Here is a 26,582-nt window from a genome sequence, read left to right on the forward strand (position 1 = left end):
GCATCGACGGGAATCGTCGGCTGATCGTGTTAGTGTCCTCCGAAACTTTCGGATGCGGTATGAGGCTGCGATGACAGAGCACCACCCGCTCGGCCCACCCGGCTCCACCACCACCATCGCGACGATCGCCCACGACGTCGGAGTGTCGGTCGCGACGGTCTCCAAGGTCCTCAATGGCCGCGAGGACGTCTCCCCCGGCACCAGAGCCCGGGTCGAGGCGAGTCTCGACCGCCACCAGTACCAGCGCCGCAGCCGGCGTTCATCCTCCGCCACCCGTCGGATCGACCTCGTCTTCCACGAGTTCGACACCGGTTGGGCGATGGAGGTGATGCGCGGGGTCGAGGCGGTGACGAGCGTCGCCGGGATCAGTCTCGCCGTATCCCAGCTCGGCGGCGCGCACCGCCCGGCGTCGCGATGGCTCGACACCCTGCTGGGTCAGCGTCCGCTGGGCGTGCTGTTCGTCCTCTGTCACCTCAGCGACGCGCAACAGCAGCTCCTGCGGCGTCAGGGCGTACCGTTCGTCGTGATCGACACCGACAGCGCGACCTCGGCGTCCGTGCCCACGGTCGGCTCGAACAACTTCAACGGCGGCCTGCTCGCCGCCCGGCACCTGATCGAGCTGGGACACCAGCGGATCGCGGTCATCTCCGGGCCGCCCGACATGCTCTGCAGCCGGGCCCGGGCGGCCGGCTTCCAGTCCGCGCACGACGAGGCCGGGTTGACCCTCGACCGCGAGCTGGTCCGCTTCGGCAGCTTCTCCGCCGGCACCGGGCACACCCACGGCCTCCAACTGCTGCAACGACCGGACCGACCCACCGCGATCTTCGCCGGTTCGGACATCCAGGCGATGGGGGTGCTCCGGGCCGCACGCCGGTGCGGCCTGCGCGTCCCCGAGGACCTTTCGGTGATCGGGTACGACAACCTGCCGCTCGCCACCTGGACGGACCCGCCCCTCACGACGATCAACCAGCCGCTGCGCGACATGGCCGGCATCGCGACCCAGATGCTGCTCGACCTGTCCGCCGGCACCGAGCCGGCGACCAGCCGGATCGACCTGGTGACCGAGCTGGTCGTCCGGGAGAGCACCGCGCCCCCCGCCCCACCCCGCTGACCCTGCGAGGACCCGTGCCCGACGCCGCTGTGCGCCTCGACGAGCTCGAGCGATACTCCCCCACCGTCACCGAGCCGGAGGACTTCGACCGGTTCTGGGGTGACACCCTCGCCGCTGCCGCCGCCCGGCCGGTACTCGTCGACGTCCGTCCCGAGCCCACCGACCTGCGCGTGCTCGACACCTGGGACGTCACGTTCGCCGGCTTCGACGGCGACGAGGTACGGGCCTGGTTCACCCGCCCGGCGGGCGTACCCGGACCGCTGCCCGCCGTGGTGGAGTACGCCGGCTACGGGCGCGGCCGTGGTCTGCCACACGAGCGGCTGGTCTGGCCGGCGGCCGGGTACGCGCACCTGTTGATGGACAACCGGGGCCAGTCCGGGCTGTACGCCGCCGGGGACACCGCCGACCGGCACGGCGCGCCCGGCGGGCCCTGGCCGGCGACCTGGGGAATCCTCGACCCGTACGACTACCACTACCGCCGTCTGATCACGGACGCCGTCCGGGCCGTCGAGGCGGTGCGCGCCCTGCCCGGAGTGGACGCGGGCCAGGTCGCCCTGCTCGGCAACAGCCAGGGCGGGGGCGTGGCGCTGGCCGTCGCCGGCCTGGTCGACGATCTCGCGGCGGCGCTGATCACCGCGCCGTTCCTCTGCGACGTCCAGCACGCCATCGAGCTCAGCGACGCCTCGCCGTACGGTGAGATCGCCCGGTACCTGGCGGTGCACCGGGAGGCCGAGGCCGCGGTCCGACGCACGCTGTCCTACGTCGACGGGGTGACCTTCGCCCGGCGGGCCACCGCGCCGGCACACTTCGGCATCGGTTTGCGCGACACCGTGTGCCCACCGAGCACCGGCTTCGCGGCCTACAACCAGTACGGCGCCGCGACCGGCCGACCCGACGCGCCACGGCGGGAGATGCACGTGTACCCGTTCAACGGTCACGAGAGTGGCGAGGCCCTGCACGTCCGGCGGCAACTGCGCTGGCTCGCCGCGACGCTCGCGAGTTGACCGTACCCATGGTCGGCGGTCGATGCGTTGCCGGTGTTAGCGATAACAAGCTATGGTGCGTCCGGGCGGGGTGAAGGGCACATCCCGACGTCCGGGTTCCTGGTCGTCGTCCCATCACCCGAGGAAGCCCCATGAGCCCTGTGACCCTTGGTAAACCCGTACCCCCGACACCCGACAGGCCCGCGACGACCCCGAGGCCCCGCCGGGCCCGGCTGTGGTGGGCCGCGCTGGCCGCCGTCGCGGCCATGACCGCCGCCGTACCGGTGGCGACCGCGCCCGCGAGCGCCGAATCCAACGGCGGGGTACGCGTGATGCCCCTCGGCGACTCGATCACCGACGGCTTCAACGTCGCGGGTGGCTACCGGATCGAACTCTGGCAACGGTTCGCGTCCGGCGGCTACCGGATCGACTTCGTCGGCTCGATGTTCAACGGCCCGTCCAGCCTCGGTGACCACGACCACGAGGGCCACTCCGGTTGGACCATCGCGCAGATCGACGCCAACATCGTGAACTGGCTGCGCGCCACCAACCCGCGCACCGTGCTGCTGCACATCGGCACCAACGACATGTACGGCGACACCTCCGGAGCGCCCGGCCGGCTGGCCACCCTGGTCGACCGCATCACCAACACCGCGCCGAACGCGGACGTGTTCGTAGCGACGATCATCCCGAAGTCCGGCGCGGACAACGTGGTCCGGGGCTACAACGCGGCGATCCCGGGGATCGTGCAGACCCGGGCCGCGGCCGGTAAGCGCGTCCACCTGGTCGACATGTACCGCGCGCTGACGCTCAGCGACCTGGCCGACGGCGTGCACCCGAACGCCACGGGCTACCGCAAGATGGCCGTCGCCTGGTACGACGCCCTGCGCGCGGTTCCCGGCAGCATCGGCGGGGACACGCCGACCACCCCGCCGCCCACGACTCCCCCACCGACCACGCCGCCGCCGACCACGCCCCCGCCGACGACCCCGCCGCCGACCACTCCCCCGCCCACCACGCCGCCGCCGGCGGCGGGCTGCCGGGTCACGTACACGGTCAACGCCTGGAACAACGGGCTCACCGCGGCCGTCTCGGTGACCAACACGAGCAGCAGCGCGATAACCGGCTGGGCCCTAGGGTTCACGCTGCCGAGTGGACAGACCATCACCGGGGGCTGGAACGCGGACTACTCCCCGACCAGCGGCGCGGTGACCGCCCGCAACGTCTCCTACAACGGCACGATCGCCGCGAACACATCGGTCGACATCGGCTTCCAGGCCACCCACACCGGCAACGCCGGCAAGCCGACCGCCTTCACGCTCAACGGCACCGCCTGCACGGTCGCCTGACACACGCCCCGGACAAGGAACGCGGGGGCGGCGAGAAGAGCTTCTCGCCGCCCTCGCAAGCACGGGTGGCTCAGGGGCGCGGCTGGAGTCGGGTGGTCGGACCATTGGACGCCACCCCAGCATGCATACGGAGGCATGTGGTCGACGCGCCAGCGTCCGGATCTGCCGATGAGCGTGCACGGTCCCGCCCGTATCTCGGATCTCCGGTGACGGCCGAAGGTGCGGTGTGTGCCTGTCAGCTGGGTTGTGTGTCCCACCAGCGCGGCAGGTCGACGTCCGGCGCTTCCGGGTTGGTGAAGTGGAACGGCACGCCGGCATGTCGCGCGACAGCCTGGCCCTGCTCGATCGCCTGTTGTGCCTCCGGCCACGGCGGTACCTGCCCGGTGAACAGGCGGATGTCTCCGCCGTGTCGTAGCACCGTCAACGGCACCTCATCGAAGCGGTCGTGGTGTCGGCCCGGTCGGCTCACGATCGCCACCAGGACGACGAACCAGCCCTGTGTGTCGCCGTCCCAAAAGGCTTCGACGGCGAGGATTGGTGCGGCGATGGCGTCCGCCTTCTCGATCAGCTGCGCGGTCGTCGGTGGCGGTGGCTCGGGCTCGAGGAGACCCTGCCGGTCCAGTTCGGCGCGTCGCTCGATCAGAAGATCCTGCGCCTCGTACAGGCCGGGCGGCGGTTGCAGTCCGCCTTCCTGGCGCAGGAGGACGACCGCCTGGATCAGTCGACGCGTGCACAGCAAGTCGTCTAACTGCTTCAGTAACTGCGGGTCGATCGCGTTCCACCAGGCGTTGGGCGCAAGCATCTCGCCATTATCGTCGGGCGGCGTCAACGCCGACGGACAAGCCCTGATCCGGCATCCGGATCTGCCGCCGACCGTGCGCGCTGGTGCGGAGCGTCCGTCACCCCTGGTAGCTGTCGGAGGTCGTGCCTATTTGCAGCATGTGGCGGCGGCATCGGGTGGCCGGGGCCGTGGCGGCCGACGATCTGTCCGAGGTCGCGGCAGCTCTTGCCGCGGTGGGTGAGCTGGGCGAGTGCCCGCAGGGACAGGCCAGCCTGCTCACTAAGTTGCCGGAGGGTGGCGCCGAAGCGTGGGTCGACGTGGGCCGTCATGGCGGTGCTCCCAATAGCGGACGGCAATGGCGGCACCGCCGGCTACTACACCGCCGGGCCACCATGTCGAGGCTAGCGCCCTTGTGCCTGGCTTGGCATGCTCCGACGCGCACTAGGGGCGCCCCGGGCGCTGATCGTCCGCTGTGGCTGACCGCCGTGTCGATGTGCTGTTGAGCGTGATGCCACAGGGGCATCAAGATGACTCTGTGGCATCACGCTCAAGGAGGCATCCGCCCCTACCGAGGTGACCGGGGGTCACCGCCGGCCGCCGGCTGCCTGTTCGATACGACCGACGGCCGACCGCTCAGCGGGTCGCCGCACGGTAGAGGCGGCTCACCGTCTCGGCGACGCAGACGGGCTTGTCGCCACCATCGCTGTTGACCGTCACCGCCGTGACCAGCTGCACCCCACCGCTGACCGGCGACACCTCGGCGATGACCGCGCTGGCGCGTACGGCCGCGCCGACCCGCAGCGGCGCGGGAAAGCGCACCCGGTTCAGCCCGTAGTTGACGCCCATCGCGACGCCCTCGACGCGGTAGAGCTGGCCGGCCAGGGCCGGCACCAACGACAGCGTGAGAAAGCCGTGCGCGATCGGGGCGCCGAAGGGTCCGGCCGCCGCGCGTTCCGGGTCGATGTGGATCCACTGGTGGTCGTCGGTCGCGTCGGCGAACAGGTTCACGCGGTCCTGCTCGATCCGCTGCCAGGGGCCGGGGCCGAGGGTCTCGCCGACCGCGGCGGTCAGCTCGTCGACGGAGGTGAAGACGCGCATGCGGGTGTCCTTAGTGCTGGAGGGTGCCTGACGCACAAACTAGCGGTGATAGTTAACGCCGTCCAGACCCGATGACGCCGTGGCGGCGCTCAGCGTTCGGAGGCGAGACCGGCGTGCTGTTCGGTGGCGAACGCGCGGGCCAGCTCGGTGCGGGAGCGGATCCCGAGCCGGTGGAAGACGTTGCGCAGGTGGTGGTCGACCGTCCGGGTGGACAGGAACATCCGGGCGGCGATCTCCCGGTTGGTGGCACCCTCGGCGACGAGTCGGGCGATCCGGAGCTGTTGACCGGTCAGCAGTCGGGCCGCCGGCAGATCCGGCGGCCCGACCGACTCCCCGGCGGCGCGCAGCTCGGCCGTGGCCAGCTCGGCCCAGCGACCGACCCCGAGCAGGGTGAACGCCTCCCGGGCGCGGTGCAGGTGCTCCCGGGCGTCCCGTGGTCGCCGGCTGCGCCGCAGGTCCTGGCCGAAGAGCAGCTCGGTCCGGGCCCGTTCGAACACGCCGGCCTCCGTCGGGTGCAACCGCAGCGCCGTCCGGAACTCGCGCTCGGACTCGACGCCGCCCCGGGTCGCCAACAGCGCGTGGCACCGGGCCGACAGCGCCCGGCGCAGCGGGCTCGCGGTGCTGCTCGCCCACCTGTCGAAGGCGGCGAGGGCGGCGGTCGCCGCCGGCCGGTGCGGCAGGTGCGCGGCGGCCTCCACCAGGTACGGGGTGGCCATCACCTGGACGAGCACCTGGCCCCGACCGGTACCGAGCCGGGCCAGGGACGCGAGGCGGGTCGCCGCCTCGGCGTGCCGACCGTCGACGAGGTCCAGCACGGCCAGCGCCCAGCCGGCGAGCGCGTGCGGTCGGCTGCCCGGTGTCGACGTCGTACCAATCTCCCGGATCCGCCGCAGGCTGCTCTCGCGGTCGGCGCGTACGGCGGCCAGCACGGCGAGCATCCCCAGGTGGACGTCGGCGCAGTTGAACTGCCCGGTGGCCCGCGCCACCCGCAGCCCTTCGCGGGAGGTCTCGGCGGCCGTCTCGTGCCGGCCCAGCCAGTACTCGGCGACCGCCCGCAGCTCCAACGCGCGGGACAGCATGGACAGCTCGCCGTGCTCGCGCGCCAACCCGACGGCGCGTTCGGCGAGGCGGTGCGCGGCGCCGTCCACGGCCACCACCAGTCCGGCCGCCGCCGCGCAGGCGAGCGCGGTCGGGGTCAGCTCCGGCCCGGCGAGGCGGCCACCCAGCACGACGGCCCGCCGCAGCGCGGGCCCGGCTCGCTCGTGATCGCCGCGCAGCGTGGCCGCCACCCCGGTGACGAGGCATCCGGTCAACTCCACGGCCGGCGGGTCGTCACGCCGGCGGAGCGCGTCGGCACGCCGGCCGACCTCCGTGTACCGGTACTGGTCGCCGGCGAAGCAGACGGCCTCACCGGCGCGCGCGAGCCCCTGCATGGCTCGGGCGCGGTCGGCGGCGGCCACCGTCCGCGCGGCGGACAGCAGGGTGGCCGCCGCGCCGGGCGCGTCGTCGCAGCGCAGGTCGATCTCGCCGCGCAACAGCCCGGCCTCGCCCTCGACGAGCGGGTCCGCGCAGGTCGCGCGGAGACGGTCGAGCAGCAGGCGGGCCTGGCCGGGTTGTCCGCCGGCCCAGGCGTAGCGGGCAGCCGCGAGCAGGCGGGCGGCGGCGTCGTCGGGGCGGTCGCTGAGCGCGGCGGCCCGGCACAGCGCCGCCGACGCAACGGCCCAGCCGTTGCGCCCACCGGCCGCCGCCCGCTCCAACTCGGCGGCGAGGGCCGGATCGGCGCCCGCGGTCGCGTCGGCGAGGTGCATCGCCCGGCGTAACCGCTGGCCGAGCGGATCGAGTACGCCCGCGAGCAGCCGGTGTGCGGCCCGGCGCTGCGCGAGCGGGGCGGCGGCCGCCACCATCGCGCGGGCCAGGGGCTGGGCGAAGGTGACGCCTGCCGAATCGACGCGGACCAGCCCGGCGGCCTCGGCCGGGGCGAGCGCCTCGATGACCATGCCGGCGGCGTCGGCCGCGCGGACCAGGGTCGCCGCGTCGTCCGACTCGTCGAGCGCGGCGAGCAGCAGCATCCGACGCGTGTCCGGCGGCAGCCGGTCGAGACGGGCCCGGTAGGAGCGCCCCAGCGCGCCGTCGGCCGGCGGCGCGACCGGAAGCGGTTCCTCCCCGCGCCACTGCGCCGGGGTGAGTACGTCGGCGAGGTCCACGAGCGCCTGCGGGTTGCCGCCGCCGACCTCGGCGAGCATGGCGGCGACCGGAGCGGCGGGCCGCTCGGACAGTCGGTCGGTGAGGACGGCGATGCAGTCCCGCTCGTTCAGCGGGGCCAGTCGGTGGGTCACGAGTCCGTCGACGGTGGCGGTGGCGTCCGCGGTGAGCAGGACGACGACCGGCAGCTGCCGCAGCCGGCGGGCAACGACCGCGAGCACCTGCGTGGTCTGCGGGTCGCCCCGGTCCACGTCGTCCATCGTGGCGAGCAGCGGACGCTCCCGGGCGGTCGCGGCGAGCAGCCCGAGGACGGCCACCGACAGGGCCAGCCGGCGCTCGGGTGGGCAGCCCTCCCCGTCCATGACCCGGTACAGCAGGCGGCGGCGCTCCTCGGGCAGGGCGGTCGCGCGGTCGCGCACCGGGTCGAGCAGGCGTTGCAGGCCGGCGTACGGCAGCATCGCCTCCTCGGGCAGCCCGGTCGCGGCCAGGACCGCGCAGTCCTTCGCGTACCGGTGCGCGTAGGAGATCAGCGCGGTCCGACCCGACCCCGGCTCGCCGTGCAGCAGCAGAGCGCCGCCACCGTCGGTGACGCCATCCAGCAGGCTCCGGACGGCCGCGCACTGGTCGTCCCGGCCGCGCAGCACAGTTATTTGCACTCGTGATGCAGCAACCATGCGTCTCAGTGTCACTCATCCGGAAGCGGATGGAAAGAGGACAGGCCGGGATCAGTCGGCCGCGACCTCGGCCAACAGCGCGCCCACCGTCCGGGTCATCACCGCGCGGGCCGCGTCCACCCCCAGACCGAGGCCGTAGCGCAACATCGACCAGGCCGGCCACATGCTCGCCGCCACCACCGCGTTGAGCAGTTGGCCGCGCTCGCGCCCGGCGCGCGCCAACTCGGCGGCGAAGAGCTGCTCGACCTCGTCGCGGACCCGGTCGACGTGCTTGACGCGGTTGCGGCGCAACTGCTCGGAGACCGGCTCGCGCATCTGCGCGGCCCGTGCCGACGGCGCGATGAGCTGGAGCAGTCGCGCCCGCTGCCGGCAGTACGCGTCGACCCGCTTGGCCAGCGGCAATGTCGTCGAGATCGGCCGGTAGGCGGCGTCCTGCTGCCGCAGCACCTCCGCGCCACTGGCCTCGAAGAGCGTCTCCATGTCCTTGAAGTTGGTCCAGAGCGTCCGCAGCGAGATGCCGGCCCGTTCGGCGATCCGCTCGCCGGTGGGCCGCAGGTCACCCTCGGTGATGAGCGCCAGGTGCGCCTCGACGATGGCCGCCCGGGTGCGTTCGGCACGGGCCGTCCGTCCGTCGACCCGCGCCGGCGTCTCGACCCTGTTCATCCGCCCCCGCCCTCTCACCGCCACGGTGTCGTCCGGCTCTGCGACGAGTCTAGACAGGCGATGATCGGGACACTGCGCGTACGCGTGGGCGGCGTCATCCGGGCCGGCCGGATTGCATTCACGGTGCAAATAGTATGAGAGCTGTTCGGTATCGGTCAACGCCCGCCAGCGGTGACCGCCGCGCACCCCCGCGCAGGGTCGTACGGCCCGGACGTGGTCACCCCCGGGCCGTACGACCAGATGCCGCGGGTCAGGAGGCGGTCGGCACCCCGTTCGCGGGCGGCGCGACCGGCGCGGCCGTGTACTCCTTGACCGGCCCGTCGCGCTCGTCGGTCTCGTAGGTGGGCCCGAAGTAGCTCTGGACTCCCCCGCTCACCCGGCTCAACCGCTGCCCGCCGTAGCCGGAGTGGTCGTCGGCGGCGAAGCGCAACGGCGCGAGACCGGGCCCCTGGAAGCCACCCTTCTCGACCGCGTCGACGACCTTCTCACGGGTGACGTCCTTGCCGGCGGCGAGCAGCACCTGCACGAACAGGTAGCCGACGGACATGCCGTAGACGGTGTTGCCGTCGAACGGCGCGTCCCCGTTGTGCGACTTGTTGATCTTCGTGAAGAGCTGGATCCACGGGTTCGCGGTGTCGTTCTGCATCGGCAGGTAGTTGGTGCCGACCATGCCCTCCAACAGCGGCGCGGCCGCGCCGAGCTGCTTGGCCAGGGTCGGCTGGTCGGCGCCGACGTTGGACACCAGCCACTGTGGCTTGAAGCCCAACCGCGCGGCGGTGCCGATGGACAGCGCGGTGAAGCCGGGCACGGTCGCCAGCACGACGACCTGACAGCCGGCCGCCTTGAACGCGCCGATCTGCGGGGCGACGTTGGTGTTGCTGGTGACGTACGTCTGCTTGACCGCCACCGCCTGAGCGCCGAGGACCTTCTCCACGCCGGCCAGGCTGTCGCGGCCGAAGTCGTCGTCCTGACCGAGGAAGCAGACCTTCTGGCCGGCCAGGTTCGACTTCGCGTAGTTGGCGAGGATCTTGCCCTCGACGGTGTAGTCCGGGTTGAAGCCGAACGTGCCGGGATAGGTGTCGGGCTGGTCCCAGCTCCGGCTGCCGGAGGCGACGAAGAGGTCCGGCACCCGGTTGCTCTTGAGGAAGTCGAGCACGCCGCTGTGGGTCGGCGTGCCGAGGCCGTTGAGGATGGCGAAGACCTTGTCCTGCAACACGAGCTGGCGTACCACCTGCTGGGTGTTCGCGGGGTTGTAGCCGTCGTCCATGACCTTGTAGGTGATCTTCCGGCCGTGCACGCCGCCGTTGGCGTTGACGTAGTCGAAGTACGCCTTCGTCGCCGGCGCGATCTTGGAGTAGCCGGCCGAGGCCGGCCCGGTGAGCGGCATGTGGGTGCCGACGACGATCTCGGTGTCGGTGACCCCCGGCACCGACCTCCCGCCGGAGGCGGGACCGTCGTCGCCGCCACAGCCAGCGGCGGCGATGAGCAGAACGATGGAGCTGGCGATCGCGAGACCGCGTCGCGCCGTAGGGTGCATGGGAGACACCGACCTTTCTCGGTCCGGTTGGGTGGGAGCGGTGTGGTGGGTGGAGCGCCCGGCGGAGGCCGGGCCGGGGACAGCTCAGGAACGTCGCGCCGGCCAGCGGGCCAGCAGCGCCCGACCGAGGCGGGCCAGCAGACCCTGCACGCCGCCGGGCGCGGCGATCATCACGACGATCAACGTGATGCCGAAGATCGCCAGCGGAAGGTTGCCCTCCAGTCGCTGCGCCACCGCTGGCGAGAGGGTGAGCAGCTCGGTCACGGAATGGGTGAGATCGGGCAGGGCGACCAGCAGCACGGCCCCCCAGAGCGCGCCGGCGAGGCGACCGAGACCGCCGATGACCACGGCCATCAGCAGGAACAGCGACAGCGTCAGCGAGAACGCCCCGGGTGACACGCTCTGCGCCAGCACCGCGAGCAGGCCACCGCCGAGCCCCGCGGTCGCGGCGCTGACCACGAACGCGAGAACCTGGGTACGGGACACGTGGATGCCCGCCAGTCGGGCCGCCACCTCGTCGTCGCGAACGGCCCGGAAGGTCCGCCCGTACCGGCTGCGGACCAGGTTCGCCAGCAGCAGCAGCGCCAGCAGCGTGGCGGCGCCGCAGACCCAGAGCTGCCACCGCTCGTACGGGAAGTAGGGGCCGAGCGCCAGCGGCGGCGGCTCCACCGGCACCGACAGCCCCTGCTCACCGCCCAGGACGCCGTCGAAGGTGACGGCCAACGCCGGCACGACGACGGCCACGGCGAGCGTCACCCCGGCCAGGTAGGGGCCGCGCAGCCGGGCCGCCGCCACACCGACCACCGCGCCGACCACGACCGTGCCCAGCACCGCCGCGAGCAGCGACAGCGCCAACAACCAGCCGCCGGTCCACCCCCGGTCCAGGAACGCGTTCTGGCACAGCGCCACCGTGTACGCCCCGGTCGCCATCAACGCCCCGTGCCCCAACGACAGCTGCCCGTTGAGCCCGGTGAGGACGGTCAACCCGGCGGTGGCGCAGAGGTACGCCGCGATCGTGGCGAGCTGGAAGTTGCGGAACGGCTCGACGGCGTAGCTGACCGCCACCAGCAGCGCCCCCACGGCGAGCGCAACGGCCAGGTGCCGCAGCAGGGTGGAGCCCCGTCGCGGCTCGGGCGGGCGGTCACCGGCGTCGGCCGGCCGGTGCTTCGGCGGCAGGGCCGCCCGGGTCGCGCTCACACCCGCCTCGCCACGACCGGGGCGAACAGCCCGCCGGGCCGCACCAGCAGCACCGCCAGCAGCAGGACGAGCACCGCCAGCGGGGTGAGGTCGCTGCCGGCGTACCCGCTCACGTAGGAGAGCAGCAGCCCCACCGCGAGGCCGCCGACGACCGCCCCCGGTGGACTGTCCAGCCCACCCACCACCGCCGCGGTGAACGCCGAGACGAACACCAGGTCCATGGCGTGCGGGTGCAGGCCCAGCTCGGTGGGGATGACCAGCATCGCGGCGAGCGCGCCCACGCCGGAGGCCAACGCCCAGCCGAGCGTCAACATGCCGCCGACGTTCACCCCGAGCAGTCGGGAGACCTCCGGCGCGAACGCCGCCGCGCGCATCCGCAACCCGATCGAGGTACGGGCGAACATCCAGCCCAGCCCGCTGACCACCACGGCGATCGTGGCGAAGACGAACAGGTCGTACGGCGACAGCACGGCGATCCCGCCGACGGTGAGGGCGGACCGGCTGAACGGGACCTCGGCGGGGCGGAACTCGTTGCCGTACACCATGCCCAGCACCGCCTGGATCAGCAGCACCAGACCGAGCGCGACGATGACCGGGTTGAGCGGTGACGCGTGGTCCACGTGCCGCATCACGACCCGGTCCACCAGCGCGCCGAGCAGCAGGCCGGCGACGATCGCGACGACGAAGCCGAGCCAGTAGACGCCCGTCGCGGCGGACACCGAGTACGCGACGTACGCGGCGGCGACGGCCATCGCGCCCTGGGCGAAGTTCACGACCCGCGCGGCCCGCCAGATGAGCACCAGCGCGAGCGCGAACGCGGCGTACACCGCGCCCCGGGACAGACCGTCGACGGTGAGGAAGACGAAGCGGTCCAACTGTTCTCCCTCCAGGGACATCCGGTGTTGGTCAGAAACCGAGGTACGCGTGGCGCAGGTCGACGTCGTCGCGCAGCGTCGCCGCCGGGGCGGCGATCACCACCTGGCCGAGGGACATCACGACGCCCTGGTCGGCGACGGCGAGCGCGCTGCGCACGTTCTGCTCGACCAGCAGCACGGTCAGGCCGGTCCGGTCGCGCAACTGGCGCAGCAGGGCCATGATCCGGGCGACCACCCGGGGCGCCAGGCCCAGCGACGGCTCGTCCAGCAGCAGCAGGCGCGGCCGCCCGACCAGCGCCCGGCCGAGCGCGAGCATCTGCCGTTCGCCTCCGGAGAGCTGGTGGCCGAGGTGACGACGACGCCGCGCGAGGGGCTCGAACAGCTCGTAGACCTCGTCGAGGGCGCGGCCGGCGTCCGCCCGGTCGCGTCGCCACAGCCCACCGAGCCGCAGGTTCTCATCGACCGTCAGCTCGCCGATCACGCCCCGACCCTCCGGGACGTGCGCCATCCCGCGCCGTACGAGCTGTTCCACCGGCGTACCCCGCAGGTCCTCCCCGGCGAGGACGACCTGGCCGGCGGCCGGCCGGATCATCCCAGAGAGCGCCCGCAGCAGCGTCGTCTTGCCGGCGCCGTTGGCGCCGACGACGGCGGCGATGGTGCCGGCCGGCACGGTGAGGTCGACGGCCCGCAGCACCGGCGCGGCCCCGTAACCGGCCACCAGCCCCCGGACCACGAGCAGATCCGGCGCGCTCATGGTGTGGGCTCCTCGACGAGGGCCCCGAGGTAGGCGTCGGTGACCGCCGTGTCGTCGCGGATCTCGTCCGGCGGCCCGGTGGCGATCACCCGGCCGAAGTCGAGGACCACGATCTCGTCGCAGACGTTCATCACCAGGTCCATGTGGTGCTCGACGAGCAGCACCGCGCACGGGTCGACGTCCCGCCGGGGCAGCCGCCGGATCAGGTCCGCCAGCTCGGCGATGTCGTCCGCGCCGAGGCCGCCGGCGGGTTCGTCGAGCAGCAGCAGCCGCGGTCGCGCGGCGAGCGCGCGGGCCAGGGCGACCCGCTGGCGTACGGCGAAAGGAAGCGTGCCCGGCGCGGCCTCGGCGTGCTCGGCGATGCCCAGCTCGTCGAGGACGTCCAGGGCGTGTCGGCGCAGCCGGCGCTCGTCGCGGTCGCTGCGGGGCAACCCGAACAGCGCCGCCGCGAAACCCGCACGGGCGGTGTGGGATGCGCCGGCCATCACGTTCTCCACCACACTGAGCCCCGCGAAGAGCCCGGTCCCCTGGAGGGTTCGGGCGATGCCGAGGCGGGTCAGCCGGTGGGGTTGGGGGCGCAGCGGTCGACCGTCGAGGGTGAGCGAACCCGTCTGCGGTGTGACGAAGCCGCAGACCACGTTGAACAGGGTGGTCTTGCCGGCGCCGTTGGGCCCGATCACGCCGACCACCCGGGAGGGTGGCACCCGGAGCGAGACGTGGTCGAGGGCGGTGAGGCCGCCGAAACGGACGCCGATGTCGTGCAGTTCGAGGCCGCGCTCCATGCACCCATCCCTCTGCCGTGGCGGGTGTTATTTACACTCGCAGTGTACGTTTCTCGGTGATCGCGTCAAGACCCCTCGATACGCCCGAACGGCCGGGACGGCCGCCGTGGGGCGACCGTCCCGGAGGCGCGCGCTCAGGCGCTCGGGCAGGTGTTGCGGTACTCCTCGATCTGCGACCCGGTGGGGCCAGGGCAGAGGAACTGCTCGTAGCGGGTGTCGTCGTCGACGAACCGCTTGAGCCAGGCCACCATCTGCCGCGCCGTCGGGGTGTTGACCGTCTGCGGGAAGAAGTGGCTGGCCCCGTTCAACTCCAGGTAGGCCTTCTCGGCCGAGGACGGAATGCTGTTGTAGAACGGGACCGAGTGCGTGGCGACCGGCGCGACGGTGTCGCTCTCGCCACCGATGATCAGCGTCGGCACGCGCAGCTCGGACCAACTCTTGTCCGTGTTCCAGGGCGCGAGGGGCACTGCGGCCTGCAACGACGGTCGGGACGAGGCCGCCTCCAGGCTGCCTCCGCCGCCCATCGAGTGGCCGGCCACCGCGAGCCGGCTGCTGTCGATCCGGCTCCGCACCGAGCTGCGCTGGGTGAGGTAGTCCAGCGCGGCGAGCAACTGCCGGCCCCGGCTGTCCGGCTGGTCGAGCCGGGTGTTGGTCTCGATGCCGATCACCACGAAGCCGTGCGAGGCGATCCGTGGGCCGAGCCAGCTGATGCTGGACCAGGCGGCGGTGTAGCCGGGTGAGATGGCGACGGCGCCGAAGGTGCCCTCGCTGGTGCTGGTCGGGTAGTAGATGACCCCGCCGCCGAAGCCGGTGACGCTCAGCGCGGACACGCTCTGCGACGCGGTGGCGAAGGGGCCACGGCTGGCCTCCAGGATCGCGGTGGTCGGGTCGGGACCCCGGTCGTACGGGCCGGCCGCCTGTGCGGCACCCGTCGGTCCGACGAGGACACCGGCGACGAGCAGGGTGGCGGCCAGCGCGAGCCGGGCGGCTCGGGCGGGCAGGGAACGGGGACGGGTGGTGGTTGGTGACGACACGTCGGGCACTCCCTAGAGTCGAGGAATATCGACGTTCGTCAGTGTCATTTGCCCGGGTCGGGCGGCGCATCGGTGAAATCACCAGTCCCGGATTTATCGTGCGTTTCGCCCCTCAAGGCAGGGGTAGGGGTGCAGGGGCCAGCCCAAACGCTCCAGCGAGAGGTTCGCCCAGTGGATTCCAGCAAGCCCGCCGAGGCGGTCAAGAACGTCGTTAAGACCGCCTCCGATAAGATCGCCGACGCCCTCACCCCGGACGTGCCGGGCGCACCTGGCAGCGCGCCGCCCACCGTCGAGGAGCCGACCTCGCCGCACGATCCGCTGCCGCCCAAGACCGAACAGGGCGCGCCGCAGACGCGTACGCCCACCGGCGTCGAGACCGGCGCGCCGACGACCGCGAACGGCCAGCAGGGGGCGTACCTCACCACGGCGAACGGGGCCCGGCTGCGCGACACCGACCACTCGCTCAAAGCCGGCCCCCGGGGACCGGTCCTGCTCCAGGACCACCACCTACGCGAGAAGATCACGCACTTCGACCACGAGCGCATCCCGGAGCGCGTGGTGCACGCGCGGGGCGCGGGCGCGCACGGGGTGTTCACCGCGTACGGCACCGCCGAGGCGGTCACGAGGGCCGGCTTCCTGAAGAAGGGTCGGGAGACGGAGGTCTTCGTCCGGTTCTCCACCGTCCTCGGATCGCGCGGCTCGGCCGACACCGTCCGGGACACCCGGGGCTTCGCCACCAAGTTCTACACCGACGAGGGCACCTTCGACCTGGTCGGCAACAACATGCCGGTCTTCTTCATCCAGGACGCCATCAAGTTTCCCGACATCATCCACGCGGCGAAGCCGCACCCGGACCGGGAGATCCCCCAGGCGCAGAGCGCGCACGACACGTTCTGGGACTTCGTGTCGCTGCACACCGAGGCGCAGCACCACACCATCTGGAACATGTCCGACCGGGGCATCCCGCGCTCGTACCGGACCATGGAGGGCTTCGGCGTACACACCTTCCGCCTGGTCAACGAGGCCGGGGAGACGGTGCTGGTCAAGTTCCACTGGAAGCCGAAGCTCGGCGTGCACTCCCTGACCTGGGAGGAGGCGCAGATGCTCGGCGGCATCGACCCCGACTTCCACCGTCGGGACCTCTACGACGCGATCGAGGCGGGCGCGTTCCCCGAGTGGGAACTCGGCATCCAGGTCTTCCCCGACACTCCCGAGGAGACCTTCGCCGGCATCGACCTGCTCGACGCCACCAAGATCGTCCCGGAGGAGTTGGCGCAGGTGCAGCCGGTCGGCCGGCTGGTCCTCAACCGGACGCCGACGAACTTCTTCGCCGAGACCGAGCAGGTCGCCTTCCACCTCGGCCACCTGCCGCCGGGCATCGACGTCACGAACGATCCGCTGCTGCAGGGGCGACTCTTCTCGTACGTCGACACGCAGCTCACCCGCCTCGGCGGGCCGAACTTCACGCAGATCCCGATCAACCGTCCGCACGCGGCGGTCAACGACATGCTGCGTGACGGCTTCCACCAGCACGCCGTGCACGCCGGGGTGGCGCCGTACCGGCCGAACTCCCTCGACGGCGGCAACCCCTTCGAAGCCGGGGACGCCGAGCACGCCTTCGTCGACGTGCCGGTGACGGTGGCGCAGGCGCCCAAGGTCCGCGCGAGCCCCGCGTCGTTCGACGACCACTACAGCCAGGTACGACTGTTCTGGCTGAGCATGTCGCCGGTCGAGCGGGAGCACATCATCCGGGCGTACACCTTCGAGCTGGGCAAGTGCTACCACCAGGCGATCAAGGAACGCCAGCTGCGGTGCCTCGCCAACATCGACCCGGTGCTGTGCGAGCAGGTGGCCACCGGCCTGGGGCTGCCCGCGCCGCAGCCCACGGTGACGCCCGTCGACGTCACGCCGAGCCCGGCCCTGTCGCAGGTCGGCGGGGAGTGGCCGGCCGACGGTCGCACTGTCGGGATCGTCGTCGACCCCGACGGTGACCTGAACGACGTCGACGAGGTCCGCCGGGCCGTCTTCGACGCCGGCATGGTGCCGCTGCTGATCGCCCCACACGGTGGCCTGGTGGGCGACCTGACGGTCCAGCGGACCTTCGCCACCGGCCGGTCAGTCGAGTTCGACGCGCTCCTGCTGGCCGGGGCCCCGGTGCCCGCGCCCGACGCGCTGCCCGCCCGCGACGCCAAGGCCGGTCGGCCGGACGCGGCGACCGTCGACCCGCGCGTGCTGCTCCTCGTCGAGGAGTGCTGGCGGCACGCCAAGGCGATCGGCGCGTGGGGCGCCGGTGTCAGCGTGCTGGAGCAGGCCGGGGTGGCCGGCACCCCCGGCATCGTGGCCGCCGGCTCCGGCGTCGAGGCGCTGACCGGGGTGCGGCGGCTGATGGCCGCGCACCGGGTCTGGGACAGGTTCCCCGCCTCGGTCGGTTGATCCGACGTCGACGAGGGCCGTCCCTCCGCTTCGGCGGGCGGGCGGCCCTCGTCGTCGTGGACGGGGCTTGATCGACGCGACATCGCCCATCTGGCGGTAACCGGGCCGGCAGATGCCCCTACTTCGCTGAACTGGTGTCGATCACGACCGCGCCCGACTCAGCCGATGTCGGCCAGCCGCGGCAGCACCTCGTCGCCGAGCCGCCGGGCGAACTCCACGGGGTGCCGGTCCGGCGTGACCTGCACCTCGGTGACGCCGAGCGCGGCGTAATCGGACACCTCGGCGAGGAACGCGTCGAGATCCTCCAGCGGCGGCTTGCTGGCCAGCACGGTTTTCTCGATGCTGTCGTAGTCGCGGCCCTCGGCGGCGCAGTGCCCGCGCAGCACGTCCAGCTTGTGCGCGATCCCCTCGGCGCCCGTGCCGAACAGGTTGCAGGCGTCGGCGTACCTGGCGACCAGCAGCAGTGTCTTCTTCTCGCCGCTGCCGCCGATCATGATGGGCGGATGCGGACGGCGCAGCGGCTGCGGCGAGTTGATCGTCTCCGTGAGCTGGTAGTGCCGCCCGTCGAACGGCCCGTCGTCGTCACTCCACATCTGCTTGCAGATCCGCAGCGTCTCCTCCAGTCGCTCGAACCGCTCGGCGACCGGCACCACGGGCACGCCCAGTCCCCGCTGCTCCCGCTCGTACCAGGACGCCCCGATGCCGAGCCGGGCCCGGCCGCCGGAGAGCACGTCGAGGGTCGTCACGGTCTTGGCCAGCAGCCCCGGATAGCGGTACATCACACCGGTGACCAGTACACCCAGCGTCATCCGCCGGGTCTGCGCCGCGACGTAACCCAACGTGGTGTACGCCTCCAGCATCGGCTCCTCGGCCGGCGCCAGCGCCTCCATCTGGAAGAAGTGGTCCATGACCGTGAACGAGGCCACTCCGGCCTGTTCGGCGATGGTCGCCGCCTCGCTGAGGGTCGGCGCGATGGCCGCCGGATCGGCGGGAGTCGAAAAGTTCCAGTAGTGCAGACCGAGCTTCATGTTCGGCACCTCCGCGATCGAGCCTAGTAGCGCTCCCCGGGTTCCCAACGCGTCGTCGGCACGATGGTGGTGGTCCCGCTCCGACGAACTGACGGAGTCCATTACCGGATCATGACAATCCGAGGATCAGGCGCGGATATCCCGCTGGCACCTTCTGCTGGGTGATCCAAGAGCTGTCTCTCACCGAGCCACGACCGGGCGGGTACGACCCCGACGCGCGCGTCCGGTTCCGTCACCGGCGGCAGGCCGACACCGGCGGACCGCAGCGGGTGCAGTGGGCCGACGCCGCGAAGGGCGTGTGCATCGTCCTCGTCGTCGGATGGCACGTCGTCGTCAAGGACTACCTGCAGATCGACTGGCACGTGGGGGTACCCGTGCCGGGCCTGTGGGGCACGCTGGGTGAGCAGTTGCTGCCGCTGCGCATGCCGCTCTTCTTCACCATCAGCGGCCTCTTCGCGGCCAACGCCGTGCAGCGGCCCTGGCGCGCCGTCGCCCGGGGCCGCATCGCGGGCTTCTTCTACCTGTACGCCCTCTGGCTGCTCATCCACACGGCGGTCCTGGCCGTGACGCCGGACTTCCCGACCGACCGGGCCACGTCCGCCCTCGGTCTGCTGGCACAGCTGACCGTCACACCCTCCAACCTCTGGTACCTGTACGCCCTGGCGCTCTACTTCACGCTCGCCAAGGCGACCCGCCGGCTGCCCCGGTCGCTGGTCGTCGTACCCGCCGCGGTGTTGTCCGCCGTGACCGCCGCCGGCCTGCTGGCCACGCCGGGCAACCGGGGCGGCCTCTATGCGAACCTGGTCTTCTTCCTGGCCGGCCTCTACCTGCGGCCGCACATCCAGCGGTGGGCCGCCACCGCCACCCGGCGTCGACTGGCGCTGACCGGCGGGGCGTACGCCCTCGCGCTCGCCGTGATGGCGGCGGCCGGCGCGCAACGGTGGTTCGGCGTCTGGCCGGCGGTCTCCGTCGTCGCGGTGGCCTTCGGCGTCACCGCCGCCGCCCGGCTGGTCCGGTGGCCCGCTCTCGGCGACCGACTGGCCGCGCTCGGACGCGTCACGTTACCCATCTACGTCATCCACATGCCGCTGCTGGCGCTGCTGCACCGCCTGCTGGCCGCCCCGGTCTCCGAGCTGGACGCGGGCGCCCAGGGCCTGATCGTGCTGGGCTACCCGATCCTGCTGACCGCGCTCGTCGCCGGGCTGAGCCTGGGCGTGCACCGCGCGCTGCTGGCGGCGCGCGGCCGGTGGCTGTTCGCGCTCCCCGGGACGCGTCGCGAGGCGGTCGCCGGATGAGCGCGTTGGCCGAGGCGGTGGTCGACCTCGGGGCGATCGCCGACAACGTACGGACGCTCGCCGCCGTCACCGGCACGGAGCTGATGGCGGTGGTGAAGGCCGACGGGTTCGGGCATGGCGCGGCGCCGGTCGCCCGGGCCGCGCTGCGCGCCGGCGCCACCTGGTTGGGCGTGACCTCGGCGGCCGAGGCCCTGGCCCTGCGCGCCGCGGGCATCACCGCGCCCACGTTGAGCTGGCTGCACCGCCCGGACGACGACTTCACCGGGTTGATCCTCGCGGGCGTCGACGTGGGCGTCTCGACGATCACCCACCTGCACGCGCTCGCCGACGCGGCCCTGCGGGTTGGCGTGCCCGCGACAGCGCAGCTCAAGGTCGACACGGGCCTCACCCGCAACGGCGCCGGCCGCGACGACTGGCCCGACCTGGTGGCCTGGGCCCGCAAGTACGAGGTCGAGGGCACGGTCCGGGTACGGGGTGTGTGGTCCCACCTCGCCGACGCGGACGTACCGGGCGCGCCCGCGCTGGACGGTCAGGTGCGGACGTTCGCCGAGGCGCTGCGCGTCGCCCGGACCGCCGGCCTGGACCCCGACCTGGTCCACCTGGCCAACTCGGCGGCGGCACTGTCCGCGCCCCGGACCCGCTTCGACCTCTGCCGGATCGGGCTGGCCCTCTACGGCGTCGACCCGTTCGGCGCGGTCGGTCCGGGGGCGTTCGGGCTGCACGCCGCCCTGACGCTGCGCACGACCGTGGTGAACGTGAAGCGGGTGCCGGCCGGCACCGGCGTCTCGTACGGGCCGGAGCACGTGACCGCCGCCCCGACGACGCTGGCACTGTTGCCGCTCGGCTACGCCGACGGGCTGCCCCGCGCGACCGAGGGCCGGGCCGAGGTCTGGCTCGGCGGCCGGCGCTGCCCGGTGGTCGGGCGAATCGCCATGGACCAGTGCGTGGTCGACGTGGGTGACCTGGCGGTGCGGATCGGCGACCCGGTCGTCGTGATCGGCACGGGACGCGACGACGACGCGCCGGCCGTCACCGAGTGGGCGCGCTGGGCCGGCACCAACCCGCACGAGATCTTGACCGGAATCGGGGCGCGGGTGGGCCGCGTCCATCTCCACGAAAGGGCGGACGTCGCATGTTGACGCGACTGGCAGTGCTGTACGGCGGACGAAGCGGCGAACACGAGGTGTCGCGGCGCTCGGGGGCCGCCATCCTCGCCGGTCTGGACCGGGAGCGGTACCAGGTCACCGAGGTGCTCATCGACACCGACGGAGGCTGGCACGTGGACGGTCGTCCGATGGGCCTGCCGCAGGCGTTGCGGGTGCTGCGCGCCCAGGACGTGGTGTTCCCGGCCCTGCACGGCCCGTACGGCGAGGACGGCACGGTCGCGTCGCTGCTGGAATGGCTCGGCGTGCCGTACGTCGGCAACGGGGTGTTCGCCAGCGCGGCGGGCATGGACAAGGGCGTCACCAAGCGGCTGCTCGCCGCGGAGGGCCTGCGGGTCAGCCCGGGTGTGACCCTGCGGCACGGGGAGACCCTGTCGCCGGCCGACCAGCAGCGGCTGGGACTGCCGGTCTTCGTGAAGCCGGCGCGGGCGGGGTCCAGCCTGGGCGTGGTCCGGGTCACGGAGTGGTCGGCGCTGCCCGCCGCGCTCGCGCAGGCCCGGGAGGTCGACCCGAAGGTGCTCGTCGAACAGGGCGCGCACGGCCGGGAGATCGACGTCGCCGTCCTGCAGCACCCCGACGGACGGGTGCAGGCCGGTCCGCCACTGGAGATCCGGGTCAGCGGCGCGGGCTTCTTCGACTACGACGCGAAGTACGACGGCGGGGCGGTCTTCCAGATCCCGGCCCAGCTGGACCCGGCCACCACCGAGGTGCTCCAGGACCGGGCCGTCCGCGCCTTCGAGGCCCTCGACTGCCGGGGGCTGCTGCGGGTCGACTTCTTCCTCCCCCACGAGGGCGCCGAGCCCATCGTGAACGAGGTCAACACGTTCCCCGGCTTCACCGCCGAGTCGCAGTTTCCGCAGATCTGGCAGCGGGCGGGCATCGAGTTCCCCGCCCTGCTCGACATCCTGATCGCCGGCACGCTCACCGACCGGAGTCGGGTCCTCTCTCCGGGGCTGCTCCGACCGGAACGGGCGGTCGACCTGGTGTGAGCGGCGTCGCCCCGGTCACTCGATGGGGCAGGACCAGGGCGGCCGGGTGCCGTCCGAGCCGACGAGGGTGACCGGGGCGGAAGTGGGCTGCTGGCCGGCGAGCGCCACGGTGCAGATGATCTGATTGGCCGCGAGGGTGGACAGCGGCAGCACGGCGCCCTTGAACCGCACCGTGATGCCGGGCTCGTCGGTGCTCGGTGTCATGCTCACCGGCGCGGCGTCGGCCGGCACCTCGCTGGTGAGCCCCGCGCTCCGCTCGGCCTCGGTGGGACCGGACACGAGCAGCACGAGTGTCTCCAGCGGTGGCCCGGGCACGTTCTTCACCGGCCGGACGACAAGCGCCAGCTCGCCGTCCGCGATCAGGTAGAGGCCCCTACCGGTGAACGGGCCGCTCACCGCGGAGCGGCCCGTGATGACGTCGCTGGGCCGGACTCCACAGCCCGCCGTGAGCAGCGCGACCAGGAGCGCGACCCCGAGCAGCGCCCGGGCTCCGCGACGGCGGCTCACCGTACGCCTCCGGCGTCCGCGGCTGTCCGTACGCCTCCGGCGTGCACGGTCTCGGCGGCCACCCGGGGCAGACGGAGCGTGAACACCGCCCCGCCCGGCGGGTGGTTGCCCGCCACCAGGCTCCCCGACTGCCCGGCGTGCCGGTGCAGGCGCGCGTTCTCCCACGCGATGGCGAGTCCGAGGCCGCTGCCCTCGGAGCGGGTCCGGGCGGTGTCCGCCTTGTAGAAGCGGTCGAACACGTGCGGCAGCACCTCCGGGTCCAACCCCGGTCCCTGGTCGGTGACCTCGATCGTGAACCAGTCGGGTTCGGCGGCAAGACGGACGGACACCGGCTCCGTGCCGTGCCGGAAGGCGTTGCCGACCAGGTTGGCGACGATGACGTCGAGCCGCCGGGGGTCGAGTCGGGCGACGACACCGGACGGCAGGTCCGCCCGTACCCGGTCGGCCCACCCCCGCAGCCGCAGCGTCGCGGTGACCGCCGCGGCGACGTCGACGTCGTCGAGGGCGAGCCGGGCGGTGCCGGAGTCGAACCGGCTGACCTCGATGAGGTCGTTGACGAGCTGGGTGAGGCTCTGCGTCTCCTGACTGACCAGCCGCGCGGCGCGGCCGGCGTCTCCCGGCAGCCGGTCCGCCTCCTCGTCGAGCACGTCGGTGACCGCCGTCATGGCCGCCAGCGGCGTACGGAGTTCGTGGGACACGTCGGCCACGAAGCGCCGCGCGTCGGCTTCCATCCGCCGCAGCTCACCGACCTGACGCTCGATGGTCGCGGCGGTGTCGTTGAAGGTGCGCGTGACGTCGGCCAGCTCGTCGACGCCCCGGACGGTCAGCCGGGTGGACAGGTCTCCCTCACCGAGCCGGCGGGCCGCGCGACCCAGCTCGCGTACCGGCCGCAGCACCCCCTGGGCGGCCAGCAGGGCCAGCAGGACCGCGAGGATCAGCGAGAGCCCGCCGGTCACCCACGCGAGGGTGGCGAGCCGGTCGATGCTCTCCTGCTCGGAGGCAAGGCTGCGCACCGAGTAGACCTCCACTCCGGACGCCACGCTCGTGCCGTCGGACCGGTCGAGCCGGAGCTGTGTGCCGATGAGCAGCACCGGATGTCCGCCACGGTCGACGCGTTGCCAGGCGATCTGACCGCGCGCCACCTCCTGTCGCAGCTGCGGGGTGAGCTGGTCGACACCCTCGACGCTCGACGACCAGCGCTCCCGGTAGTGCACGACGGCGTAGCTGTCCCGGTCGGAGAGCCTCCCCGCCAACAGGTCCATCTCCTCCTGGCCGGGTGGCAGGCTCAGCACCGGGTACACCTTCGAGAGCTGGTCGGTCAGCGAGGCCACCGCCGCGTCCTGCGCCTGCTGGAGGATGACCGTCCGCGCCTGGAAGTAGCTGCCGCTGGCCACCACCGCCGTGGTGGTCACACCCAGCAGGGCGAACGCCAGGAGCAGCCGGGTGCGCAGGCCCAACGCCATGGCGCGGGCCTGGTGCCAGGGGGTCACAGCGGCCCGAACCGATATCCGAAGCCGCGTACCGTCTGGATGTAGACCGGCGTCGAGGGCTCGTCCTCGATCTTGGCGCGGAGCCGCTGGACGCAGGCGTCCACCAACCGCGAGTCGCCGAGGTAGCCGTGCTCCCAGACGGCCTCCAGCAGTTGTTGGCGGCTGAGCACCTGGCCCGGCGTGTGCGAGAGTTCGAGCAGCAGACGCAGTTCGGTCGGGGCCAGGCCGACCGGCACGCCGTGCTTGGTGACCACCAGCGCGGCACGGTCGATGGTCAGGGCGCCGTGCCGGTGCAGCCCGGGCCGATCCGCGCCGGGCCGTCGTGAGTCGCCGCCGGTGCGTCGCAGCACCGCGCGGATGCGCGCCTCGAGCACCCGGGCCTGTACCGGCTTGACCACGTAGTCGTCGGCGCCCGCCTCCAGGCCCGCCACCACGTCCATGTCGTCGTTGCGGGCGGTGAGCATGATGATGGGCAGGTCACCGTCCTGACGAATGCGACGGCACACCTCGAACCCGTCCATACCGGGCAGCATGATGTCGAGGACCACCACGTCGGAGGCGGTCGTCCGCAGTCGCTCCAGCCCCTGTTCACCGGTCGCCACGGCGACCACGGTGTGGCCCTGCCGGGTGAGCGCCAACTGCAGTCCGTCGCGGACCGTCTGGTGATCTTCGATCAGCAGGACCTGGGGCATGCCGTCAAGTATCCCATCACGCAGATTGTTCATATTTGTCGATGCCTTGCGCCGATCCGACGAACTCCACCGACCGGATCAGGAACGCCGCCACGCCCACCGCGAGCATCGTCGACGCGGTCGCCAGCAGGACGGCCAGGACCGGTCCCCAGCGCAGTTCGGCGGCCAGACCGGGAACCAGCACCCGAACCGCCCAGACCAGCACGACCAGCCCCAGCGCGCCCTCGACGAGAGCACGCCGGACCCGCCCGGAGGGCGGCCCGCCGGGCGGACGGAGCGCGTCGCTGCCGGACCGGGCCGCCAACGCGGCCGCCGCCAGGCAGAACAGCGCCATGCTCAGCAGGACGCCCCCGAGCACGTCGCTGAACCGGTGCCATCCCGCGATCATGGTGGCCGCGCCGATCACCGAGACACCGGCCGCGCCGGGCACCACCAGCCACCGTCGGGCCGCGCCCGGCGCCGCCAGCAGGAACGCCAGCGCCAGGGCCGTCGCCACCGCGACGTGACCACTGGGGAAGCTGTTGTGGGTGGTCGAATTTGGCACCGCGAGGTCCGGGCGGGGCAGCGCCGACTTCGCCACGCCGGCCGCCAGCACGGCGGTGAGCACCATGCCGACGCCCACGACGCTGGGCAGCAGCCGACGGCCGAGCAGGCCCACCACCAGCACGGCGCTGAGCAGGACGGCCAGCGGCGCCGGCTGACCGAAGTGCCGCAGGACGACCGTGGCCGGACCGAACAGGCCGCCAGGCTGCTCGTAACCCCCGCCCCGCTCGGCGCGCGGCAGGAGCAGCCCGTCGACCCACTGACCGGGCTGGGTCCACACGAAGACCACGCCGACCAGACACAGCGCGAGCAGGCAACAGACGCCCGCCGCGAGCAGCCGGAGAGCCGGTGGCGCGGCGGGCCGGCCGGCGGCCAGCGCGCGCGCCGGGCCGGGCGACGGCGCCGGTGGCGGCGGCACCGACGAGCGACCGATGGAGTACGACGATGCGTGGGACATGCGACCATGCTCGGCCCGCCAGATCCGGGGGCTGTCCGTGGATTGTCTTGGTTCTGTCACAACCGACGCTCGTACCGGAAAAACCCGGGCGATCCTCCCCCGCGAACGTCCCGCCGCCCGCGCCGTCCAGACGTGAGCCTTCATTCACATGCTTACATGCAACTATGTTTTACCTGGCCGAGACGAGCCGTCACTAAGATCAAGACGCCGATCGATGATTCTCGGCGGTGCGAAAACCATCCGGAGTGTTCGTGGGGAACCGGAAGGGGTTGGGCAATGCACGGCGTTTCGGTCGCTCCACTCGTCATCGGCATCGCGTCGTCACCGGCCGAGCGCCGACAGTTGGCACGGCTGCTCGGCGGCAGCGACGCCTTCCTGATCGTCTCCAGTGTCGAGCAGGCACGGGAGTTCCTCGGGGTGGGCGACCTGCCCCCCGTCGTACCTCCCCCGGCCCCGCCCGCACGGGCGGAGGTGGCGCGGCGCCCGCAGCCGCCGCCCGACCTGAGCGTCGACTCCGACCGCCGGGTGCTGCGCTGGCGCGACCAGGAGATCGACCTGACCCGGCTGGAACACGACGTGCTGATCTGCCTCGTCGACGCTCCCGGGCAGGTCTGGACGTACGAGCGGCTGCACCTCGAGGTCTGGGGCAACCGGCACCTGGGCCGCGGGTCCGACATGCACTCGGTCGTGCGTCGGGTACGCCGCAAGCTCGCCCGGCTCGACGCCGCCGCGACCATCCACGCGGTCCGTGGGGTCGGCTTCCGGCTCGCACCGATCTAGGTCCTGTTTCATAAGAACTGGTCGGCCTGCGGCGGGTCCGCCTCGGCTCGACCGCCCTTATGAAACAGGACCTAGGTGTGCTGTCCAGGGAGGTTGGTCGAGGTTGTGTGACGACACGATCTGATGTCGTAGGTAGGTGAAGGCCTCCGGTTGTGGAGTGGAGCT

At 72.5% G+C, this 26,582-nt stretch carries 23 protein-coding genes; 8 read left to right on the top strand and 15 right to left on the bottom strand.

Annotated elements, in window-relative coordinates:
* The first annotated feature begins 70 nt into the window (after nucleotides 1–70).
* From AB0I89_RS32835 to AB0I89_RS32845, 3 genes are all read left to right on the top strand, one after another.
* Nucleotides 71–1,111, top strand: coding sequence for a LacI family DNA-binding transcriptional regulator (locus tag AB0I89_RS32835; protein ID WP_357134652.1), 1,041 nt, complete (start codon nucleotides 71–73; stop codon nucleotides 1,109–1,111).
* A gap of 14 nt (nucleotides 1,112–1,125) precedes the next feature.
* Nucleotides 1,126–2,115: an acetylxylan esterase gene (locus AB0I89_RS32840; protein WP_357134654.1), complete on the top strand. Its 990-nt coding sequence runs from the start codon at nucleotides 1,126–1,128 to the stop codon at nucleotides 2,113–2,115.
* Between the two features lie 245 nt (nucleotides 2,116–2,360).
* Complete coding sequence (locus AB0I89_RS32845) at nucleotides 2,361–3,443, top strand: cellulose binding domain-containing protein (protein ID WP_357134684.1); 1,083 nt, start codon at nucleotides 2,361–2,363, stop codon at nucleotides 3,441–3,443.
* Nucleotides 3,444–3,678: 235 nt separating this feature from the next.
* Here the strand turns inward: AB0I89_RS32845 and AB0I89_RS32850 are convergent, their stop codons facing one another.
* The 10 genes from AB0I89_RS32850 to AB0I89_RS32895 form a co-directional block, all read right to left on the bottom strand.
* Nucleotides 3,679–4,245: a hypothetical protein gene (locus tag AB0I89_RS32850; RefSeq protein ID WP_357134655.1), complete on the bottom strand. Its 567-nt coding sequence runs from the start codon at nucleotides 4,243–4,245 to the stop codon at nucleotides 3,679–3,681.
* Nucleotides 4,246–4,857: 612 nt separating this feature from the next.
* Complete coding sequence (locus AB0I89_RS32855) at nucleotides 4,858–5,322, bottom strand: MaoC family dehydratase (protein WP_357134656.1); 465 nt, start codon at nucleotides 5,320–5,322, stop codon at nucleotides 4,858–4,860.
* Between the two features lie 89 nt (nucleotides 5,323–5,411).
* Nucleotides 5,412–8,180, bottom strand: a complete 2,769-nt coding sequence (locus tag AB0I89_RS32860) for an AAA family ATPase (protein WP_357134657.1) — start codon at nucleotides 8,178–8,180, stop codon at nucleotides 5,412–5,414.
* Nucleotides 8,181–8,249: 69 nt separating this feature from the next.
* A complete protein-coding gene (locus AB0I89_RS32865) occupies nucleotides 8,250–8,861 on the bottom strand; it encodes a TetR/AcrR family transcriptional regulator (protein ID WP_357134659.1) in 612 nt (203 codons plus the stop codon).
* Between the two features lie 250 nt (nucleotides 8,862–9,111).
* Nucleotides 9,112–10,398 (bottom strand): ABC transporter substrate-binding protein, encoded by a 1,287-nt coding sequence (locus AB0I89_RS32870; RefSeq protein WP_357134660.1) that lies wholly within the window; start codon nucleotides 10,396–10,398, stop codon nucleotides 9,112–9,114.
* Nucleotides 10,399–10,482: 84 nt separating this feature from the next.
* Nucleotides 10,483–11,595: a branched-chain amino acid ABC transporter permease gene (locus tag AB0I89_RS32875; RefSeq protein ID WP_357134662.1), complete on the bottom strand. Its 1,113-nt coding sequence runs from the start codon at nucleotides 11,593–11,595 to the stop codon at nucleotides 10,483–10,485.
* The gene (locus AB0I89_RS32880) at nucleotides 11,592–12,470 is read right to left on the bottom strand and encodes a branched-chain amino acid ABC transporter permease (protein WP_357134686.1); all 879 of its coding nucleotides are present in this window, start codon (nucleotides 12,468–12,470) and stop codon (nucleotides 11,592–11,594) included. The genes AB0I89_RS32875 and AB0I89_RS32880 overlap by 4 nt, the downstream gene beginning before the upstream one ends.
* Nucleotides 12,471–12,501: 31 nt before the next feature.
* Nucleotides 12,502–13,224 (bottom strand): ABC transporter ATP-binding protein, encoded by a 723-nt coding sequence (locus AB0I89_RS32885; protein ID WP_357134663.1) that lies wholly within the window; start codon nucleotides 13,222–13,224, stop codon nucleotides 12,502–12,504.
* The gene (locus tag AB0I89_RS32890) at nucleotides 13,221–14,006 is read right to left on the bottom strand and encodes an ATP-binding cassette domain-containing protein (RefSeq protein ID WP_357134665.1); all 786 of its coding nucleotides are present in this window, start codon (nucleotides 14,004–14,006) and stop codon (nucleotides 13,221–13,223) included. Before AB0I89_RS32890 ends, AB0I89_RS32885 begins: the two co-directional genes overlap by 4 nt.
* Nucleotides 14,007–14,140: 134 nt before the next feature.
* Nucleotides 14,141–15,040 (bottom strand): alpha/beta hydrolase, encoded by a 900-nt coding sequence (locus AB0I89_RS32895; protein WP_357134667.1) that lies wholly within the window; start codon nucleotides 15,038–15,040, stop codon nucleotides 14,141–14,143.
* 171 nt (nucleotides 15,041–15,211) lie between these two features.
* Here AB0I89_RS32895 and AB0I89_RS32900 point away from each other — a divergent pair, with 171 nt between their 5' ends.
* Nucleotides 15,212–17,473, top strand: a complete 2,262-nt coding sequence (locus AB0I89_RS32900; protein ID WP_357134669.1) for a catalase — start codon at nucleotides 15,212–15,214, stop codon at nucleotides 17,471–17,473.
* A gap of 158 nt (nucleotides 17,474–17,631) precedes the next feature.
* Here the strand turns inward: AB0I89_RS32900 and AB0I89_RS32905 are convergent, their stop codons facing one another.
* Nucleotides 17,632–18,603 carry an LLM class F420-dependent oxidoreductase gene (locus AB0I89_RS32905; protein WP_357134671.1) on the bottom strand — a complete coding sequence of 324 codons (972 nt, stop codon included), beginning with the start codon at nucleotides 18,601–18,603 and terminating at the stop codon, nucleotides 17,632–17,634.
* Nucleotides 18,604–18,662: 59 nt separating this feature from the next.
* Here AB0I89_RS32905 and AB0I89_RS32910 point away from each other — a divergent pair, with 59 nt between their 5' ends.
* Genes AB0I89_RS32910 through AB0I89_RS32920 form a run of 3 tightly spaced genes read left to right on the top strand, consistent with a single transcriptional unit; the run spans nucleotide 18,663 to nucleotide 21,948 of the window.
* On the top strand, nucleotides 18,663–19,796 hold the full coding sequence (locus tag AB0I89_RS32910) for an acyltransferase family protein (RefSeq protein WP_357134673.1): 1,134 nt from the start codon (nucleotides 18,663–18,665) through the stop codon (nucleotides 19,794–19,796).
* Nucleotides 19,793–20,935 (top strand): alanine racemase, encoded by a 1,143-nt coding sequence (gene alr / locus AB0I89_RS32915; RefSeq protein ID WP_357134674.1) that lies wholly within the window; start codon nucleotides 19,793–19,795, stop codon nucleotides 20,933–20,935. Before AB0I89_RS32910 ends, alr begins: the two co-directional genes overlap by 4 nt.
* Nucleotides 20,929–21,948: a D-alanine--D-alanine ligase family protein gene (locus AB0I89_RS32920; RefSeq protein WP_357134675.1), complete on the top strand. Its 1,020-nt coding sequence runs from the start codon at nucleotides 20,929–20,931 to the stop codon at nucleotides 21,946–21,948. The genes alr and AB0I89_RS32920 overlap by 7 nt, the downstream gene beginning before the upstream one ends.
* Nucleotides 21,949–21,963: 15 nt before the next feature.
* Here the strand turns inward: AB0I89_RS32920 and AB0I89_RS32925 are convergent, their stop codons facing one another.
* From AB0I89_RS32925 to AB0I89_RS32940, 4 genes are read right to left on the bottom strand one after another with little or no spacing between them, the layout of a single operon-like run.
* Entirely contained in the window at nucleotides 21,964–22,455 is a 492-nt protein-coding gene (locus AB0I89_RS32925) for a hypothetical protein (RefSeq protein WP_357134677.1), read from the bottom strand.
* A complete protein-coding gene (locus AB0I89_RS32930) occupies nucleotides 22,452–23,945 on the bottom strand; it encodes a HAMP domain-containing sensor histidine kinase (protein ID WP_357134679.1) in 1,494 nt (497 codons plus the stop codon). The genes AB0I89_RS32925 and AB0I89_RS32930 overlap by 4 nt, the downstream gene beginning before the upstream one ends.
* Nucleotides 23,942–24,637, bottom strand: coding sequence for a response regulator transcription factor (locus AB0I89_RS32935; RefSeq protein ID WP_357134681.1), 696 nt, complete (start codon nucleotides 24,635–24,637; stop codon nucleotides 23,942–23,944). The genes AB0I89_RS32930 and AB0I89_RS32935 overlap by 4 nt, the downstream gene beginning before the upstream one ends.
* Before the next feature lie 16 nt (nucleotides 24,638–24,653).
* The gene (locus AB0I89_RS32940; protein WP_357134682.1) at nucleotides 24,654–25,637 is read right to left on the bottom strand and encodes a phosphatase PAP2 family protein; all 984 of its coding nucleotides are present in this window, start codon (nucleotides 25,635–25,637) and stop codon (nucleotides 24,654–24,656) included.
* Between the two features lie 276 nt (nucleotides 25,638–25,913).
* On the opposite strand from AB0I89_RS32940, the gene AB0I89_RS32945 reads away from it, so the two are divergent.
* A complete protein-coding gene (locus tag AB0I89_RS32945) occupies nucleotides 25,914–26,417 on the top strand; it encodes a winged helix-turn-helix domain-containing protein (RefSeq protein WP_357134683.1) in 504 nt (167 codons plus the stop codon).
* Nucleotides 26,418–26,582: the final 165 nt, after the last annotated feature.

Origin of the sequence: Micromonospora sp. NPDC049801 (assembly GCF_040656575.1) — a bacterium.
Classification (GTDB): domain Bacteria; phylum Actinomycetota; class Actinomycetes; order Mycobacteriales; family Micromonosporaceae; genus Micromonospora.